Consider the following 18,068-nt stretch of genomic DNA (forward strand, 5'->3'; position numbering starts at 1 on the left):
GTCACGTTCGCTTACCCGGGGCGTGAGCCTGCATTGAAGTGCCTCGATCTGTCCATCGCCGCGGGAGAGACAATAGCCATCATAGGTCCCAACGGCGCAGGAAAGAGCACGGTGGCGCATTTGCTTATGCGATTGCATGAGCCTGCCAAGGGAAGCATCTTCATCGACGGCGTGGATATTGCCACGGTTTCCTTGCATAGCCTGCGTAGCCAGATAGGGGTTGTGCCTCAGCACGTGCTGCTGTTCAACGCCAGCGTCCGCGACAACATCGCATATGGGCGGCCTGAGCCCACACAGGATGACGTTGAGGCGGCAGCACGGTCGGCCCGCGCGCATGATTTCATTATCCAATTGCCGCTTGGTTACCAGACGCCGATCGGCGATCGCGGCGTGCGGCTGTCCGGAGGGCAACAGCAGCGGTTGGCATTGGCTCGGGCATTATTGAAAGATCCGCCGATTCTAATACTCGATGAAGCGACCGCTATGTTCGACCCAGAGGGGGAGCGCGAGTTCCTGCAGGCTTGCGTGGATGTGCTGCGACAGAGGACGGTGCTTTTGATAACCCACCGGCCGGCGAGCCTGGCGCTGGCTGATCGGGTGTTCAAGCTGGACGGACGGCATTATGACAAGCGCCGGGTAGTTCCAGCCTCACCGTCCCCAGACTGGGTCACTGGACCCGGTGCTTCGGAGACGATCGCTCAGACGGCGCGGCCGACGGCGTGCCCGTAAGGAGACTCACGGTAATCGAAGAGTTCGAACCCAGCTTCCGCCAGTTCGGTGCGGATTTCAGCTTCGGTGAAAAAATGATCGAACGTACTGGCGAGCGTATCACCGTACTCCACAGGATCACGGCTGCGCCGCAGATAGCGTACTTGACGAGCGAAGGCGTGGATCCAATCGTGGCGTCGCGAGCGTTCGCGTCGGCAGAAAAAGGATAGCAGCAGAGGGGCTCCGGCGGCAACGCGCCTGCGCAGGGCAGTCAAGAAGGCGACCCGGTTTCCACGGCCGGGGATGTGCATATAGCCGCCCCAGCCAATAACAACGCCGTCATACTGACCATCTACGTCGTCGGGCACACGACCTGCGCCGGCAACGAAGACTTTGCCCGGAAGCTGTTCGCGCTCCATAAGTTGCCGACAGCATTCGGCCAAGACCGGTGTACTGTCAAAAGCGTCCACATGATAACCCATGCGCGCCAAGGCGACCGGCTCGCGCCCGCCACCTGCTGCGCCGACGAGAATGGAACAACTGCTCGGGTAATAATCTGCTATTACCCGCTCCTCCCATGGCAGTAAGCCCGATAGATTGTAGGCTTCGTCGCCGTATTTGCTCCAGCGGGCGTACTGAACACGCCCAACCTCATCCAGGTGCTGATTGTCTAATAAACCCAGCCACAATCCTTGTTGGAGGACTTCGAAACCGACTCCCAGGCGTCTAAACCAAGTGTCCCACGTAGAATAACAATGAGCGCGAATCGGAGTAGACCACATTGGATGGACAATGAGCGCGAATCAGAGCAGCTTGCTTACTAAGATCTGCTTGGATTTATCGCTGAATTGTCTGTAGTAGGTCCGGATTTCTGAGTCACCTGCGCCATATGGCCCAGGGGTGTCAGTGTAGGTTTCTCGTAAACGCGCTTAACTGGAACAGTACGCATAGAATCGGCTTCCTTTTCGTTGCATTTCATAAGGTGCTTCTCCAAAGATGTGCACCACCATCAAAATGTCCTAGTGGCATTAATTTACGATTACCCACTCCACATTGAGCGCGAATCGGAGTAGATTAGTTCTATCTAAGGCCTGCTTGGATTGGTCGGTGATGTGTCCACAGTAGGTTCGGATTTCTGGGTCACCTGCGGCGTGTAGCCATAGAATCGGCATTCTTCTCGCTGCATTTCATGAGGTGCTTCTCCAAAGATGTGCACCCGCCCTCAGAATGTCCTAGTGGCATTGCCCAGGTTTTGCAACCAGATTTCCAGAAAAACCGGCTGCCACACGCCCCGCGCGTTGGCAAACCAGCGCGAATTGGCGGCCAGTGGTCTATCCCATTGTTTAGCTGCGCATTGCAACTTCACGTAGCGCTCCGAAGCCAGCCAAGTCGTATCTGACACCATATTCAGCAGAGCAGGCTGGCCCTTGGTCAGCAAGGTTATGAAATAGTCATCGAAAGCGGCTTTTGAGGCTCGACGCCGCACTTCTTCAGGCAAACGATGTCCAAGCGCGGCAACAAGAATGGCCTTGAGTGAAGGAGGCAGTTGTAGCCGTGTCTCGAAAGGAACAGACAGAACGAATTCGGCAAGGTTCTGGTCGAGGAAGGGGTGGCGCAATTCAACGCCTGCGTGTGCTGATAGACATTCCTCCTGCTCGATCCCGCGCAAAAACCCCGGCTCGGCGAGCCAATTGCTGATCGAGTCGCGGGCAAGATCAGCGTAGACGGGCTTCTCCCCGGCGAACGCAGTTCGGTCCAGATAGGATTGATGCTTTTCCAACAGGCCGACGTTGATCCAGTCAAAGATTTCCCTGACGGGCTTTTCGCGCCCGCGCTGCAAAATCCGTATGACGCTTGGACTTATGGACTGGCGGACGAGCCGCTTGAGGCCGGACCGCGTGGCTTTTTCGCGAATCACCCTGGGATCATACAGGCAATATCGGATGGCGCTCAGGTAGCGACGCGAGCGCCAGAGATCCAGTTCGTAGTCCGGATCCCAAACGAGATCGTCCCCCCCTTGTCCGGTTAGGACAACCTTGCAGTTGCGATTCCGCAATAAAGCTGTGAGTTCCGAGCGTCGTTGCCAATAGATTTCTGGGGTGGGAGCGTCAATCTTCTGCAGTTCCCTCAATAGCCCAGGCGCGAAATTTTCGCATGGCGCGACGGCACGGAGATGCTCGAAACCGGTCTGTGCGGCAACCGCATCACTGTAAACGCTTTCATCGCAGGCGAATTCGGGATAGGTTTGGGAGATGGTGACGGGCCGTGGTGAAGACGGCGCCCGCGACTTGAAAATGTCGGCCGCAGCCAGCACGACCGCGGACGAGTCGTAGCCGCCGCTCAGTTCCATGGCCGCCAAAGCATCCATGTCCAGCCGTCGCCGCACGCTCTCACGAAACAGGAAGTAGAATTGTTCGGCGCACTCACCAGCCGAACCGCGAAAATCCTCAGGCGGTGCAGATGCCGGCCAAAAACGCTCCTGATACAAGCGATCGTTGGCGGCGATGAGGAAATGTCCCGCTCGTAAGCGATTCACTCCAAGGAAAAATGTTTCTTCGAAGGCGCGGTGTACGCCGCGATAAAGATAATCCGCTATTACCCCATCATGCGGCTCGGCGGTCACTCCAGGAAGCCGCAGCAGTTGCTTAGGCTCCGAACCAAAGCGAATTCCGTCAGAATCCGTGTGGTAGAAGAATGGCTTTACTCCGAAAGGGTCACGCGCCGCGAACAGCCGTCCTTTTCGTTCGTCCCAGACAGCGAAAGCAAAGTCACCACGGAGCTTGAGCACCGCCTGCTCGCCCCAGCGCTGGTAGGCGGCAAGCAATAATTCGGCGTCGGACGGGGTGTCCCTGAACCAGGAGACGGAACCGAGAGCCCGCCAAAGTTCGGCATGATTGTACAAACGCGCATCGGCCACCAGGCCGCAGGAGCCGTCCGGCAGCCAAATCGGCTGCGTCTTGTTGCGCTCGCGTTCGCTCAGAATGAGCTGGGCATGCCCGAAAGCAATATTCTTCCGTGCCCCAGCAAAGAGTCCGTCGGGGCCGCGGTGTCGGATCACCTCCAGCATACCTTCAACCAAGTCGCGGGGTGCCGGCCTCGAACCCCAGTGGGCGATGCCTGCTATGCCGGCCATCTTCAGGTTTCCGCTGGCTGTGAAACGGCTTGGAATGCTTGCTCGGCAATCATTTCCCTGACTGCGGCTACACTGGCATTGAGACGGGGCAGAGCGTCTGGCACCACCAGATCGTAAGAGGGAACAGCACGCGCGATGCTGGTATATGCCGCGAACTGCGTCGCCCATGCTGTCTTTATGCTGATCTCACCGAAACCGTGAACAAGCAGTCGCTTCAGGCAGTCCGCGCCGTTTAATGGTGTGCGGCAGGCGCTTTCCAAACTGTCTTGCCTGGAGAGGAAATACAATCCCCGCAGCGGTAGCATGTCATCTTGGCCGAGCGGTACGGTCACGATGTCACTCTGCATTCGGCAAGGCAGCAGATCATCAGCCACCGCGCGCAGGTCAAATCTCTCGAGACAGGAGGAAAGGGTGGACTTGCCGGCGCCGCTCGCTCCGACAAATGCATAGACCCCCGCTGGGGTCGCCACCGCTGAAGCGTGAAGTGTAACTTTCCCCTGAAGTGCAGCCAAAAATGGGAGAACACGACGCATGCACGCGGCGCGGTCCGGCCATTGCTCCGAGCCTTCTTCGATTGCAGCCCATCGGCCATCCTCTGCAATACTCCCCCTCAGGCCCGTAGCGGGATGGAATGGAACCCCGATTGCTTTTCCCGCTGACGGGGCGAAGTTGGTGCGTCCCTGGCGGTAAAAAAGGATCTCCACATCCAGGTCGTAGTAGCCACATTGCGCCAGACCAGGAACAGGCTGATTGCTGAACACTCGGGCGCCGGCCAGGAGGCCGACGAATGCGCAAGAATTTTTTGATTTCGGCGGAGCGCCCGCTGTCAATTTTGGCAATGCCGTTCACTGAAATTCTTGAGTGGAATGAAATCAGAACTCAATGGGTCACTCAGACCGGGAACACCTTCGAGCCAAGCGTGCGCCTCGACAGTTGCATCACCTTTCCGAACCCCGAATCGAAGGCTGGCGTGGCAACCCTGCTTCGCAAGGAGGGATTGCAAGGTTAAAGCGCGCTCCAAACAGGTCATCCGTTTGACATGCCTGTTTGCCATCGCATTCACCAACCAAGCCAGGCGTTCGACCTGGACCTGCGACAGCCGGGATTCTCCCGTCGAGCGGTTGGTGACGAAGAGACGGTTGCGATAAGGCGTTCTGAGGATTCCCGCAATCCATAGCATCCTCAGCCATGCATCGGCCGCAATAAACCTTTCAGGCCATGATAGACGGGCTAGCTTCTGCACAATGTGCTCACGAGCCGTCTCGACCATCTACTGTTTCCAATAGTCCCTGTTCGACCAGATCCTTGACAAATCCTTGAATATCTCGCTCAGCGATTTCTCTCGAGATCGCGTATTCTAGCGTGATCTCATGCGTCAATTCTTCTACCGTACTGGGTCGTTTCATCAAGATAGACAAAATGCTATCTCCTACAGAATTGGCAGAGAAATATCCGCCCGAATCCAAGTTGAGCAATACCGATTGCTTTTCCAATCCCGTATATAGGACAGGCTCACGGATTTTATAATACATCACGGTCCAATGAAATCTTCGTGAAGACGTTTGAGCACCAGTTCCAGTTGGCCGATGTACGTTGATGGCTCCGATTTCGCACCGGATTTCTAACGCTAACAGCTTCCCTGCAGCCACAACTCGCGATAACCAAATGGTAGCTTGCTGCCGTTCCTTTTTCCAGCCATCGACGCATGAAATATCACCTTGGAAGACGCATCACCTCTGGCAGTGTTGTGCTTCCGGTGTGGTTAACAATCCGTCGCCGGCGATCGGGATATCAAGGCATGGTCAAGGCGGGTCATTGCCTGATTTCTGGTGGTGGCGGAAGCATTGCGCGTGGCGATGGGCTTTGCAATCGCGTTCCTGAGCGATCAATCCAAGTCGCCGAGGTATTTCGGGACGCGTTCCACCGGAAAGACAATCGATGACGGCTTAGTGTGGCTTATGATTGGGGCTGCGCTGGGCAAGCGACAGAGATCAGCCGCGCGGTGGCGGCGAAAACGGACACCTAGCGTTGGCCTTGACGCGCACCTTTGAGCCGCCAAGGTGGAACTTCGTCGCCGCTGTGTGGCGAAGATCGGGGAAGTGCAAATCTAGTCGGTCTTCATCTCGTGCATAGATGTGCCAATACCGTTGAGCGACCAACGTCCTCGGCAACCCACGCAGGGTCTTTTCACCTTCAGGGCCGGAGCCTTCGCCGTGATCCGCTCAGCCGCCTCGGCTTGGAAGTCGGGGTGATGATGATAATAGGTCGAGCGGAGAACCGCCTCCGTCATGCCAAGAAAGTCGGCGGCCGTCGAAAGGCTTGCGCCGTTCTGCATCAACCACGTCGCGGCGGTGTGACGAAGAACGTGAGGCGTCACGTCGGTTTCGAACTTGCCGTCTTCGTTGTACCAGCCAAGCCCGGCCGCCTCGACGACGGAGGCGAATGCTTTTCGTATCGAGCCGATGGCCTCGCCCTCCCACTCGACGACGAAGTCGTGCGCGACCATGCGGCCGACGTTGCGGCTCTTGTAGCGGCTCTCATATTTCAAGAAGACCGGCGTCCGCGCCCACCGGCGCAAATGCGCAAGCAGGCGATCGGGGAGCCGCACCGGCGGCTGTCGCTTCTTGGTCTCACGCTCGCCGTCGGCGCGACGATAGAACACGCCGCGATCGAGGTCGACGTAGCCCCGACCCTCCGTCGGTCGAATAGCGGCGTTACAGACCGCACCGGAGCGCGTTCCGGTATACAGCGCCACAAGAATGAACCGGGCGACGTGTTGGCCTGTCCGGCGATCGCTGGCTTTGCCTTTCCATGTCTGCCGCATTCGCCATGCCGCGAGGATCAATCGCGCGGCTTCGCCCCGCGTGAGCCAGCGCTGGCGCCCCACGGACTTCTCCGGCATGACGATTGCCGGGATCGAAGTCACATAGCCTTCGGCATAATGGTGCTTTAGGGCGGCGCGGAGGTCTTCTAGCTTTCGACGCGCCGCCGGAGCCGTAGGCGATTGCTTGACGTAATCGCGGCAGAGTTGACCATTGATATCGGCCACCATCAAGCGGCCAAAAAACTTGTTGATGGCGGAGAGCCGCGCGAGCGTTTCGCCCGGCGCGGCATGAGTTGGCGCGACTTCGTTCGCGTAGACGATGATAACGTCGGCGACTTTTACTTGATCGGGATCACGGTTCCGTTGCCGCGACGGGGTGTGTTTTTCCGCGAGGTAGCTTTGCAGGCGATTCTCAGCCTCGCCAAGGTCATTTCGGCCGCATCCTGTGCTAATTCGCCTTCCGTTATCTTCGATGTACCAGCTTGCGTTGCTCCGGAGCTTCCCGTCGGGTTTGCGGCTTTCCTTCCGCCAGACAAGGCGGGCTCCTTTGCTTTGACGCGGCATAGCTCTCTCATGCGCTCGATCGCGGCCAAGGTGGTATATTCCTTGTTGGCGATTATCTCTGTGGTAAGGCGACCTGCGTCGCGCTCCTTTCGAAGACTTGACGCACCGATCGACCCATCGGGAAACGCGATCTTGGCCGCAAGGTGGAGCCGGATGGGCGCTTCAACGTGGTAATCGGAAAAGCTCTTTGGCTCCAACTCTCTGAACCGGCTCATATTTTCCTCGTACTATGCCTCAACGACCAACCTGCTCCAGCACGAAAACTAGACCTCGATCTTTCTTTCTAACCCGCTGTTTTCGGTTCCCGGAAATGGGGTAATTAAGAACTATTCTCGGTCACCTGATTAAGGAGCCCGACTCGGAGGCTATTTCATTTTCTATCAAAATGGTGATCGACAGTTTCGTAAAGAACTCCAACCCTGTTTTTCACAGCAAAAACACTCGCAAATTCCCGCCGTCGATTTGCCGACCAAAAAGAGCGATGCGACGATTTTCGCGCCAGGTGCCAATCCGCACTTGGGCTAATGCGGCGCCTCCCCGGCTCTCTGCGCGCAGTTCATCATTGCGACGGCCGGTCTCTTAAGCGTTCTCGTTCTTCCAGAGCCTTCAGGCGCTTGGCGTCGGAGACGTCCATGCCGCCATACTTCGCCTTCCAGTTATACAGCGTCGCCTCTGAGATCCCGTGCTTGCGGGCCAGATCGCCAGCTTTCACCCCCGCCTCATGCTCGCGCAGACGCCAGTCTTCTTATGCACCAAGGTCCGGGCATTCTTAAGCTCATGTGTACCAGCCCTGTGCACCAGACAGGGCGGCAAAAAGACCAAGAAAATCAGATATTGTTCCCAATCAACGGGATAGTCTCGTGCTGAGAGAGGTTTGAAACTCTCGTCTCCCGATAGAATTTCAGTTTTGCGGGAAACCCGGCGGGTTTCGCCGATTAATTGCTTGTTGCAATTCCCTGCTATGAAAAACCGGCATCGGAAACTCTAACTAGCTGAATTTTATAATCAAACTGACCTTTTTCGACCGTTCGTCATACTCTAGAACACGTAGATTCGCTGTAAATTCCCTGTAAACAGCGGAGACTGGTTCGCTTAGCCCTTCGACGGCGACCCGGCGATAGACGGCATTTTCAGCCTGCCTGGCTGAGATCCCGCCAGAACGCGCACTACGCTCCTGAAAGCTCAGAACCGGCTGGAACGGTCTTCCGGTTGAGGCGACTTCAGACCCTGGCAAGAGCATTGCGGATTGGCCGGAAGTCGCGCGGCGGTCTCCAGCGCTACTCGCGAGGCTGTCATGGAGAGATTGGGCAGCACGTCGTCCTGCAGCAATTTCTGGCGGTTGCGATCCATGTAGTCGTTAAAACCCGCCGTGACGAACGCACAAGGCACGAAGCAGGCGCCGATCTCGCGCGCCAAGGTGGCCTCAGGGGCGATGGAATGGTTGAGCACATCCGCCCCCATGCCGCGATACGCCAGGGCTTCGGCTGGGGTTGTCAGCCGCGGCCCATAGCAATGGGCAGCCACCAGCTGCTGTTCGATGCCATGAACGCGGCATTCGGCTGGCCAATGGCGCCGGGCCGTCTCGACCAGAACCGCCGCGCATCTTGGACATACGATCTGCTTGCCCGAACAGTCAAAACTCTGGCGATCCGGAAGCAGTGAAAACGGGGTCTGCGTCAATTCGATGATATCGGCGTTCACCACCAAGTCGCCGGGCTGGATCGCCTTGTTGACGGCGCCAACGGTCGAGCAGGCGAGGACTTGCCGCACACCCGCTTGCATCAACACCCAGAACGCGCGGCGATGGCAGGAATGGTCGATATGGTCGCGGGGATTGCCGTGCGAATACATGCACAACGCCCGCTTTGCTCTGCCTTCGGCTGAAATCGAGGCATCGAACTCGAGCAACTTCCAGTTGTCGGTACGACCGAAAGGCGTTTCAAAACTCATGTCGCGCCGCAGCGTGCGCACGCCCTCGAATCCGACATCTTCCGGGAAGGCAAGCCCCCAGTTTGCCGACCCGGTGATGATGGCCAAGCCTACCTGAGGTATCTCAGTCGATTGATCCGCCGGAGCACCGGCCGCGTGATGATTTTTGGGCATGCTTCCAGTCTCGGTCAGGTTTTTTGGCTCGGTCAGGATTTTTGGCGCAAGGCCACGATCACGACGACGACCACAACAATAGCGGTCCACAATGTCGAGATCGCCGCAATGGTCGGATCGATCTGATCGCGCAGCGACACGAACATGAGCTTCGGCATCGTGCTGTTGCGACCACTTGCGACGAAGATCGAAATCACCGACTCGTCGAGCGACGTCAGGAACGCCATCAATGTCGCCGACAACAGGCTGAGCCGAAGTTGCGGAACGATTATTCCGCCAATAGCCCTGGCCCAGTCCGCGCCGAGGCTGCGCGCCGCCTGAACCTGGTTCCAGTCGAAGCGAGCCAGGGCGGGCAACAACACGATGCATGCCACCGGAACGGCCAGCACCACATGTCCGACCAGCACACCGAACAGCGTCCCGACCAGACGTTGCGCCGCCAGCACAAAGAAGAGGCCGATCGCAAGCAGGATTCCGGGGGTGACCGAGGGGGTGAGCAGGATGCTCTGGATGGAAGCTGCGGTCTTCCCGCCCAGCCGATTCATTGAAATGCAGGCGAGCAGCGCAAAAGGCACCGCGATCAGCGCCGTCAATGTCCCAAGGATCAGGCTCGTCCTGAGCGCTGCCATCCACGTCGCCGAGCCGAAGAAGTTCTCGTACCAGCGCAACGAGTAGGCGTGCGGCGGAAACTCAAGGAGATTAGACGCGGAAAACGAAAGCGGCACCACCACGAGCGTCGGCAACATCAGAAATGCCATGACAAGAGCAGCAAAGCTCCAGAGGACGATGCGGGCGAGCCTGTTTTGCGGATAGGCTTCAAGCATGGGAGGCTGCCACTGCGTTCTGGGCCAGCAGGCGGCGTGCCGCCAGCAGCATCACACCGATCAGCGCCATCAGAACGAGGAGCAGAATGCCCAGGACGCTTGCCGACCCCCAATCCTGAAAGGTCGATAGCGCACGCTCGATCCGGGTGGAGAGAGGATTTACCTTGCCGCCGCCAAGCACCGCCGGCGTGATGAAAAACCCGATGGAATAGATGAGGACGATGACCGAACCCGAAAAAATGCCGCCGGCCGAAAGCGGCATGATGACGGTGCGGATGACCTGCCCGAGCGTGGCTCCCATGCTCGCTGAGGCGCGAACGAGGTTTGGGTCGATATCGCGCATCGCGGCATAAACCGGCAGCAAAAACAGCGGCAGCATGTAGTGAACCATGCCGATCAGCGTTCCGGTGAAGTTATAGACCAGCGGCAAATGCTCCGCCGTCAGGCCCGAACCGGTCAAAGCCGCGTTGATCAGGCCATCACGCCGCAGGAGCACGAGCCAGCCATAGGTGCGCACCAGGATGGCGGTCCACAACGGCAGCATGACGAAGGCCATCAGCAAATTGGCCACCCTTGGTCTGGCGCTGGCCAAGGCGAGTGCCAGCGGGGTGCCCAGAAGAATGCAGATCGCCAGCGTGCCGAGAGACAGTTCGAGGGTTGTTGCGAGCGCCGACCATGTCAGTCCGCTCGAAAGCACTTTCGCGTAGTTGCCAATGGTGTACTCACCCCCTGTGGTCAAAAAAGATTGCCGGATGATCCAAAGGATGGGCAATATCGCCGCCAGTCCAACGATGAACAGCGCCGGCAGCGAAAGCGAAAGAAAAAACCGCCGCTCGCGGCGCGCATCCGCCAGGAGCGCTGGATCCACGGTGACGGTCACGCCGTCGCTCCCGGTATCGCGTGAACCTTCGCTGCTGGTGCATATGCGGTCATCCGCTGACCGGCGGCAAGCTCGGCGCAGCCGCCGGCCAGCGCTGCCGGAATGCAGACAAGGACCTCCTGGCCACCGTCAAGCGCCAGCGTCAAAAGCCAGTTCTCGCCGCGAAACGCCTTGGCGCGCAGTGTGCCTTCGAGAGCCACTGCGTCTGCCCCGGCGAGCTTGGCATCAAGATGGAAGCTTTCGGCGCGAATCATCAGGGTTTCGCCTGACGCTTCGGCGCCGTCGATCCTGCGCACCGAGCCAGGCGCCACAATGTTGGCCTCGCCCATGAACTCGGCGACGAAGCGGGTCGATGGACGATCATAGATCCGCTGCGGCGTATCGATCTGCTGGATGCGGCCGGAGTTCATCACCGCAATCCGGTCAGACATGATCAGCGCCTCGCGCTGATCATGGGTCACGTAGATTGTGGTGATCCCCAGATCGTCGTGCAGGCGCCGGATCTCGTACTGCATGGTTTCGCGCAGATTTTTGTCGAGCGCCGACAGCGGCTCGTCCATCAGCATCACGCGCGGTTCGAAGACGATAGCCCGCGCCAACGCCACCCGTTGACGCTGGCCGCCGGACAGTGCGGCAACATTGCGCTCCGCCAGGCCATCCAGCTTCACGCGGGCCAGGGTGGCAAGCGCCCGCTGACGCGCCTCCGCTCTCGGCGTCTTGCGCAGCGCCAGCGGATACGCGACATTCGCCAGGACATTCATGTGGGGAAACAAGGCGTAATTCTGGAATACGATGCCGATGTCGCGTTTGTTCGGCGCCAGGCGAGTAATGTCGCGATCGCCCAACAAGAGCTTGCCGGAATCCGGCCGGACAAAGCCGGCCAGAGCCATGAGCAGCGTGGTCTTGCCCGATCCCGAGGGCCCCAGCAGCGTGAGGAACTCGCCAGCTTGAATGTCGAGCGAGACATCATCCAGTGCGACGTAGGACCCGTAAGCCTTGCTGACGCTGTCGATGGTGATCGGGAGCGACTTCATCATCTGCTCCAGCCTTAACAGCTGAGACTCAGCGGGCCATCATCTCATCGAAAGCCTGTTGGGCAGCCTCGCCGTTCTTGACCCACCATTCTGAATTCGAAAACACCGAAGTGCCGGCATTTTCAGGCGCGGTCGCAAGCGTCTTCAGACGGTCCTCGGGAATGAGGCCACCCTCATATGCCGCAGGATTGACCGGGCCATAGGCGATGAAATCGGTCAGCTTCGCTACACGCGCTGGTTGCGTCATTGCTGCGATGAGCTTCATCGCGGCTTCCTTGTTCGGCGCTCCCTTCGGCACCCCAAGGCAGTCCGTGCCGATGACCGAACCCTTGAACGTGTAGTCAGCCGCGCCGCCATCTTTTTTCACGGTCTCTGCCCGTCCGTTCCAGGTAACGACCAGATCCGCCTCACCATCCTTCAGCAGCTGCGCGGACTGGGCTCCCGAGGTCCACCACACGGCGACATCTGGTTTGATCGCTTCAAGCCGGTTGATGGCGCGCTCCAGCCCTTCCGGCGTGCTGAGCACGGAATAGACGTCCGCCGGCGCCACGCCATCGGAGAGAAGCGCGATCTCGATCGAGTCCTGCGCATTGGCGCGCAACGCGCGGCGGCCCGGGAATTTGGCTACGTCCCAGAACTCAGCCCAGGTCTTCGGCGGGTTCTCACCATAGGTCTTGGTGTTCCACGACAGGACGGTGCCATAGGAATCGAACGGATAGCAGTAGTCGGACGCGGCACCCTCCGGCACGGATTTGGGATCGATGATCTTGTAGTCGAGCGGCTCCAGCAGCGATTGAGCGGCGGCCTGGGCGCCTTCCGGCGAGCCGAGGTGGATAATGTCGGTGGCAATTGCCCCCGAGGTGACCTGCATCTTCAAGGAGGCCAGGCCGTCGCTCTGCGTCTCCTCGCGGACATCATAGCCAAGCTCTTTTGCAGCAGGGCCCCACATGGCCTCTTTCATGGCGTTGCCATAATCGCCGCCTGCGGTCGTGATGGTGAGTGTTTGCGCATGGACGGGCAAGGCAGCCGAGATGGCGAATGCTGTTAAGGAAATGCGCAGCCAGGACATAGGTTCTCCTCCCCAACTTCATCAAATATTGCCTGAAATGGCCATTTATTTGTAATCGTAACGTTACGATTGCATCTGAATACGCAGGAGTCAAGCTGCTTGCTACGGGCATTTGGATTGACCGGGATGTCGAATCCGGTAACGTTATGGCGGTCAGCAAGTCAGCCGGCGCTTTCGCAAATGAAGTCGGGGCGAACAATGGCCAATCTAAAGCAGATCGCGGCGGAACTTTCCCTCTCGGTGACCACGGTGTCCCGCGCTCTGAAGGATGGCCCGGAAGTGCAGCCCTCGACCATAGCCCGCGTCAAGGAGGCGGCCAAGCGGGTCGGCTATCTGCCAAATCATCATGGTCGTGCGCTCAAGACCGGTCGAACGCTGACGCTGACGGCCGTACTCCCGATGGAGACCAGAGATCATCTGTCCGATCTGTTGAAGCTGCCTTTGATCGAAGGCATGACGCTGGCGGCGCGGCAAGCCGGTTATAGTCTGTCCATTTATTCCACCACGCCCGACGACGATCCCGTCGAGAGTGTGCGGCGGCAGCTTCAGGCGCGCAGCACAGATGGACTGATCATCACGCGCTTGGTGTCGGGTGATCCGCGCGTCAAGCTGCTGCTGGATCAACGCATGCCATTCGTCGCGTTTGGAAGAACCGACCTGGATACCGCGTATCCTTATGTCGATGTCGACAATGAACAGATTGCCTACGAGGCAACCCGACGGCTCATGGACAAGGGCTGTCGACGCATCGCACTGCAACTTCTGGTTCCGGAGGATCAGGCGAGTGCCATGCGTCTTTCCGGCTATGCAAGGGCAATGGCCGAGGCCGGTATTCCGATCGACCAATCGCTGATCGGTCATGGCATGTTCACCATGGAATCGAGCGCAGCCTGGTTCGATCGCTTGCTGGCTTGTTCAGATCCGCCGACAGGCTTGGCATGCGCCAACGAACTGGGCCTTCTCGGGGCGCTACACGCTCTTGGCAAAAGAGGTCTTGCGCCGGGGAGCGACGTCCACATCGTAACACGTGACAGCACGCGGCTGGCACGCTTCCTGCCGGCGAAGATCGAAGTTCATTCCGTCGACATGGCGGCTGTCGGACGCAAGCTTGTCGAAATCCTGGAGAGCCGGATCATCAATCCGCTTGGGCCGGTGGAGACAATCCTGCTCAAGGGTGAATTCGAGCCGGCCGAATAGCTGCCCAGACTCAATCGACCCAGGGACTCCGGCAACCCCTGATTGTATCAGCCGCATTTCCGTGGCGTCAAAGCGATTCCGCTTGGTTGTAAAAATGCTATGGACATCACTCGGCCGGGGCCGTGCCGACCTGGCCGGCGACTTCCTGATCGAGCTCGGCGAGGAAATCCACGATGCGGGCCGCGTTGTCGCCAAGGTCGTAGCGGCCGTAGCGGGAGGCCGAGCGCATGTCGACGATGACCGCATCGCCATCGTCGGCGACACGGATGGCGACATCGGCGGGAAGGCTGAGGACGAAGCTCCTGGCCAGGGCGTTGATCGTCACCTCGCTTTGCCCGATCGCCCGCGGAAACGGCGCCGCAAGCTGCCAGTCCCGCCGATCGAGCAAGGTTTCGACTGCTTCGAGGACGCGGTCGAAAGGCAGATTGTAGCTGCGCCCGGTGACAAGCGGATAGGTCTCGGTCTGCAGGCGCCGCTCGCCTGGGGTCGGCGGCGAAAGCGCGTTCATATCCACGGTCCGGGTGCTGGTGTCGAGCACCGGCGGATCGTCGAAATCCGTCGAGATGTCCCTGAGCGGCGGAGAGGTCGCTGCCCAGTAGGCGGCAATGCCAAAAGGAGCAAGCACCAGCAGTGCCAGCACCGCGCCGACGCTGAGATCGCGACCGCCACGGTCGCCGAAATTCCACAGTCTCGAAAAGGCAAGGCCGGCGAACAACAGCGCAAAGGCGGCAAGCAGCGCGACAATGCCGAGCACCCAAAGGAAAGCCGGCGTTTCAACAAGCTGATAGCGGTTGCCGACGAGAACGGTCAGCAGCAGGACCGCCGAAAAAGCCCCTGTCCGCCGCGACCAGCCGGCCGCCTTCGACATCCGTCGCGCGGAAATTTCCATTGTTTTCAGCACTGCTTCACCCCGAACCGGCGCTTGAAGCCGTTTAGCGGCGGCTTGAGGTCAAACGACGTCATGTCAGTCAGTCCGTCGGCAGACGATAGTCCCTGAACTGCCGGCGCAAGGTTGTCTTCTGGATCTTGCCGGTAGCGGTGTGGGGAATTTCGCCGACGAAGGCGACGTCATCCGGCATCCACCACTTCGCCACCTTGCCGTCCATGAAAGCCAGGATATCCGTCTTGGTCGGCTCCCGGCCCGGCTTGCGGACGACGACAAGCAACGGCCGTTCGCCCCATTTCGAATGTTGGATGCCGATGGCGGCCGCCTCCGCCACATCCGGATGACCGACCGCGAGATTCTCGAGCTCGATCGTCGAGATCCATTCGCCGCCCGACTTGATGACGTCCTTGGCGCGATCGGTGATCTGCATATAGCCGCCCGGGTCGATATGGGCGACATCACCGGTATCGAACCAGCCTTCTTCATCGAACTGTTCGGATCCGATGCCGCCATAATAGGCACGCGCGACGGCCGGTCCGCGGACCTTCAAGCGCCCGAATGTCTCGCCGTCCCATGGCATCTCCTTGTTGTCGTCGTCGGTGACCTTCATTTCGACGCCGAAGGGCGGATAACCCTGCTTGCTCTGGACGTCGAGCCGGGCTTCGCCCTCAAGCCCGGCATAGTCCGGCTTCATGGTACACAGCGTGCCGAGCGGCGACATTTCGGTCATGCCCCATGCATGGATGACCTCAACATCGTAATTGCCCTGGAACTTTGCCGTGATCGCACGCGGGCAGGATGAGCCGCCGATAACGACCTTGTTCAGATAGGGAAGTTTCTTGCCAGTCTCCTCCAGGTACTGCAGCAGCATCAACCACACTGTCGGCACGGCGGCGCTGAACGTCACCTTTTCGGTGTCGAGCAATTCATAGATCGAGGCGCCGTCCATCTTGCAGCCAGGCATGACCAGCTTGGCGCCGATCATCGGGCCGCTCTGGCCAAGGCCCCAGGCGTTGGCGTGGAACATCGGCACAACCGGCAGTATGGTGTCGCGCGAGGAGAGGCCCATCGCATCGGGCATCGCTGCAATCATGGCGTGCAGCACGTTCGAGCGATGGCTGTAGAGGACGCCTTTCGGATCGCCTGTCGTGCCCGAGGTGTAGCACATGCCGGCGGCGGTGTTTTCATCGAACGTCTTCCAGGTGAAGGCGCCGTCGGCTTCGTCAAGCCATTCCTCATAGGCAACAGCATTCGGCAGCGCCGTCTGCGGCATGTGCGCCTTGTCGGTCAGCACGATCACCTTTCTGAGCGATTTGACCGAGCCGGCGATCTTTTCAAGCACCGGCATGAATGTCAGATCGACGAAGATCGCCTTGTCCTCGGCATTGTTCATGATCCAGGCGATCTGCTCGGGAAACAGGCGCGGATTGAGCGTGTGATAGATCGCGCCGACACCCATGATGCCGTACCAGGCTTCGAGGTGGCGCGCCGTATTCCAGGCCAATGTGGCGATGCGGTCGCCTAGCCCAAAGCCATCACGCTCGAGCCGCTCGGCGACCCGCAGGGCCCGGCGATGAATTTCGGCGTAAGTGGTCCGGACGATCGGGCCCTCGATCGAGCGCGACACGATCTCGCGTTCACCGTGCTGCCTGGCTGCGTTGTCGATGAGCTTGTGGCAAAGCAGCGGCCATTCCTGCATCAGTCCGAGCATTCTTCTCCTCCCATGGGTTTTCGTTCCCCCACTGGTTTTCGCTGCATTGTGGGACGAACAAGCGGATTGTCCAGCCATGACCGGGCGGAAGCAGCGCATTGTTCGAAAAGGCAGGAAAAACCGCCATAATCCGGCCATTGTCGACATTAACTTTGATTAATGGTAGGGGTGTGATTGGCGAATGAATGAGGTTCGCATGAACGCGCAGCTCGACGACAAAGCTCTCGAAGATTCGCTTGCCGAAAGCCTGGCCGATCTGGCGCCGGACGCCAACACCGTTTCCGAGGACGAATTCGTCGATCTTGTCGGCGGCGCGCTTGAGGCGGTCGGCGGCACGCTGCTGTTCAAGATGTGCGTTCAGAACGAAGGCGAAAGCCAGCACGTCGCCGCGGCTTGCGTCGGCGATGGCGGCAACCGCCAGTTCCTGCTCCTTACCTTGCCGACCGGCGGTGGTGCGCTCAAGGTCGAAACCGCGTCGCGAAGCACCAACCCGGTCGCCGGTATCGCCGCCGCCTATGCCGGGCTGATGGACGCTTTTCAGGCTGCCGCCTGATCGGTCGTTTGCAAGGCCGGTTTGACGACAGATCCGGCAACGCCAAAGGCGATGGTTCTTGAGCACTGCGGCCTTGCACAGCGCGCGCGCCCGACACACCTTAGGTCGATGCAAGGAGAACCAGCATGGACCAGATCGCCAATCCGTCACCCGGCTTTCAGCGCAACCCGGATAAAGTGATTACAATTGAGCCCTACAGCGGAACTGTGACCGTACGCGCCGGCGACGCTGTCATTGCCTCGTCCACGAGGGCCAAGCTGTTGACCGAACCGCCCTACCCGGGGGTTCTCTACATTCCGTTCGAAGACATCGATTTCAACCAGCTTCGCAAGACGGAATTTTCGACTCATTGCCCATACAAGGGCGATGCGAGCTATTGGAGCGTGCTGCCTGCCGCGGAAGCAGGCAAGGATGCGATGTGGGCCTATGAGCGGCCTTTCGACGAGACGATCGAAATCCGCGATCACGGCGCGTTCTATCCCAACAAGGTGACGGTCGAAGCCAAACCAGACTGAGAAGGGCCAGCCTGAGCAGGGCCAGCCTGAGCAGGAACGGCTCGTGACCTGTCCTGCCGACCAGTCG

17 protein-coding genes and 2 pseudogenes are annotated in these 18,068 nt (G+C 59.2%); 5 read left to right on the plus strand and 14 right to left on the minus strand.

Annotated features, from left to right (window positions below; translation table 11 throughout):
- A partial coding sequence (locus tag BQ8794_RS25010) for an ABC transporter ATP-binding protein (protein WP_210189863.1) occupies nucleotides 1–729 on the plus strand: 729 nt, incomplete at its 5' end.
- Here the strand turns inward: BQ8794_RS25010 and BQ8794_RS25015 are convergent.
- From BQ8794_RS25015 to BQ8794_RS25065, 12 genes and pseudogenes are all read right to left on the minus strand, one after another.
- A complete protein-coding gene (locus tag BQ8794_RS25015) occupies nucleotides 699–1,397 on the minus strand; it encodes a class I SAM-dependent methyltransferase (protein ID WP_077381273.1) in 699 nt (232 codons plus the stop codon). The genes BQ8794_RS25010 and BQ8794_RS25015 overlap by 31 nt on opposite strands.
- 533 nt (nucleotides 1,398–1,930) lie before the next feature.
- Nucleotides 1,931–3,841 (minus strand): asparagine synthetase B family protein, encoded by a 1,911-nt coding sequence (locus tag BQ8794_RS25020; RefSeq protein WP_167378834.1) that lies wholly within the window; start codon nucleotides 3,839–3,841, stop codon nucleotides 1,931–1,933.
- Between the two features lie 2 nt (nucleotides 3,842–3,843).
- On the minus strand, nucleotides 3,844–4,602 hold the full coding sequence (locus BQ8794_RS35750) for a hypothetical protein (protein WP_167378835.1): 759 nt from the start codon (nucleotides 4,600–4,602) through the stop codon (nucleotides 3,844–3,846).
- A gap of 65 nt (nucleotides 4,603–4,667) precedes the next feature.
- Nucleotides 4,668–5,111, minus strand: a complete 444-nt coding sequence (locus tag BQ8794_RS37460; RefSeq protein WP_077381275.1) for a lasso peptide biosynthesis B2 protein — start codon at nucleotides 5,109–5,111, stop codon at nucleotides 4,668–4,670.
- Complete coding sequence (locus BQ8794_RS25030; RefSeq protein ID WP_077381276.1) at nucleotides 5,092–5,373, minus strand: PqqD family protein; 282 nt, start codon at nucleotides 5,371–5,373, stop codon at nucleotides 5,092–5,094. The genes BQ8794_RS37460 and BQ8794_RS25030 overlap by 20 nt, the downstream gene beginning before the upstream one ends.
- A 575-nt stretch (nucleotides 5,374–5,948) precedes the next feature.
- Nucleotides 5,949–7,229, minus strand: a complete 1,281-nt coding sequence (locus BQ8794_RS25035) for a tyrosine-type recombinase/integrase (protein WP_077381277.1) — start codon at nucleotides 7,227–7,229, stop codon at nucleotides 5,949–5,951.
- A 592-nt stretch (nucleotides 7,230–7,821) separates the two neighbouring features.
- Nucleotides 7,822–7,962: pseudogene (locus BQ8794_RS25040) on the minus strand (transposase); the annotation flags it as partial.
- Nucleotides 7,963–8,411: 449 nt separating this feature from the next.
- Nucleotides 8,412–9,332, minus strand: a complete 921-nt coding sequence (locus BQ8794_RS25045) for a phosphorylase family protein (protein ID WP_077381279.1) — start codon at nucleotides 9,330–9,332, stop codon at nucleotides 8,412–8,414.
- Between the two features lie 32 nt (nucleotides 9,333–9,364).
- Nucleotides 9,365–10,156 (minus strand): ABC transporter permease, encoded by a 792-nt coding sequence (locus BQ8794_RS25050; protein WP_077381280.1) that lies wholly within the window; start codon nucleotides 10,154–10,156, stop codon nucleotides 9,365–9,367.
- Nucleotides 10,149–11,036: an ABC transporter permease gene (locus BQ8794_RS25055; protein WP_077381281.1), complete on the minus strand. Its 888-nt coding sequence runs from the start codon at nucleotides 11,034–11,036 to the stop codon at nucleotides 10,149–10,151. Before BQ8794_RS25055 ends, BQ8794_RS25050 begins: the two co-directional genes overlap by 8 nt.
- Nucleotides 11,033–12,070 carry an ABC transporter ATP-binding protein gene (locus BQ8794_RS25060; protein WP_077381675.1) on the minus strand — a complete coding sequence of 346 codons (1,038 nt, stop codon included), beginning with the start codon at nucleotides 12,068–12,070 and terminating at the stop codon, nucleotides 11,033–11,035. The genes BQ8794_RS25055 and BQ8794_RS25060 overlap by 4 nt, the downstream gene beginning before the upstream one ends.
- A gap of 28 nt (nucleotides 12,071–12,098) precedes the next feature.
- A complete protein-coding gene (locus BQ8794_RS25065; RefSeq protein ID WP_077381282.1) occupies nucleotides 12,099–13,139 on the minus strand; it encodes an ABC transporter substrate-binding protein in 1,041 nt (346 codons plus the stop codon).
- A 198-nt stretch (nucleotides 13,140–13,337) separates the two neighbouring features.
- Here BQ8794_RS25065 and BQ8794_RS37095 point away from each other — a divergent pair.
- Both BQ8794_RS37095 and BQ8794_RS25070 read left to right on the plus strand, forming a co-directional pair.
- Nucleotides 13,338–13,469 (plus strand): annotated as a pseudogene (locus BQ8794_RS37095) (LacI family DNA-binding transcriptional regulator); the annotation flags it as partial.
- 111 nt (nucleotides 13,470–13,580) lie between these two features.
- Nucleotides 13,581–14,336, plus strand: coding sequence for a substrate-binding domain-containing protein (locus tag BQ8794_RS25070; protein ID WP_244555115.1), 756 nt, complete (start codon nucleotides 13,581–13,583; stop codon nucleotides 14,334–14,336).
- 106 nt (nucleotides 14,337–14,442) lie between these two features.
- On the opposite strand, the gene BQ8794_RS25075 is transcribed toward BQ8794_RS25070, so the two are convergent.
- Nucleotides 14,443–15,225 (minus strand): DUF1499 domain-containing protein, encoded by a 783-nt coding sequence (locus BQ8794_RS25075; protein WP_077381284.1) that lies wholly within the window; start codon nucleotides 15,223–15,225, stop codon nucleotides 14,443–14,445.
- 79 nt (nucleotides 15,226–15,304) lie between these two features.
- On the minus strand, nucleotides 15,305–16,933 hold the full coding sequence (locus BQ8794_RS25080; RefSeq protein ID WP_077381285.1) for a fatty-acid--CoA ligase: 1,629 nt from the start codon (nucleotides 16,931–16,933) through the stop codon (nucleotides 15,305–15,307).
- 196 nt (nucleotides 16,934–17,129) lie between these two features.
- On the opposite strand from BQ8794_RS25080, the gene BQ8794_RS25085 reads away from it, so the two are divergent.
- Complete coding sequence (locus tag BQ8794_RS25085) at nucleotides 17,130–17,486, plus strand: hypothetical protein (protein ID WP_077381676.1); 357 nt, start codon at nucleotides 17,130–17,132, stop codon at nucleotides 17,484–17,486.
- Nucleotides 17,487–17,611: 125 nt separating this feature from the next.
- Nucleotides 17,612–18,001 carry a DUF427 domain-containing protein gene (locus BQ8794_RS25090; RefSeq protein WP_077381286.1) on the plus strand — a complete coding sequence of 130 codons (390 nt, stop codon included), beginning with the start codon at nucleotides 17,612–17,614 and terminating at the stop codon, nucleotides 17,999–18,001.
- Nucleotides 18,002–18,068: the final 67 nt, after the last annotated feature.

The sequence above is a fragment of the Mesorhizobium prunaredense genome (assembly GCF_900156895.1).
Taxonomy (GTDB): domain Bacteria; phylum Pseudomonadota; class Alphaproteobacteria; order Rhizobiales; family Rhizobiaceae; genus Mesorhizobium; species Mesorhizobium prunaredense.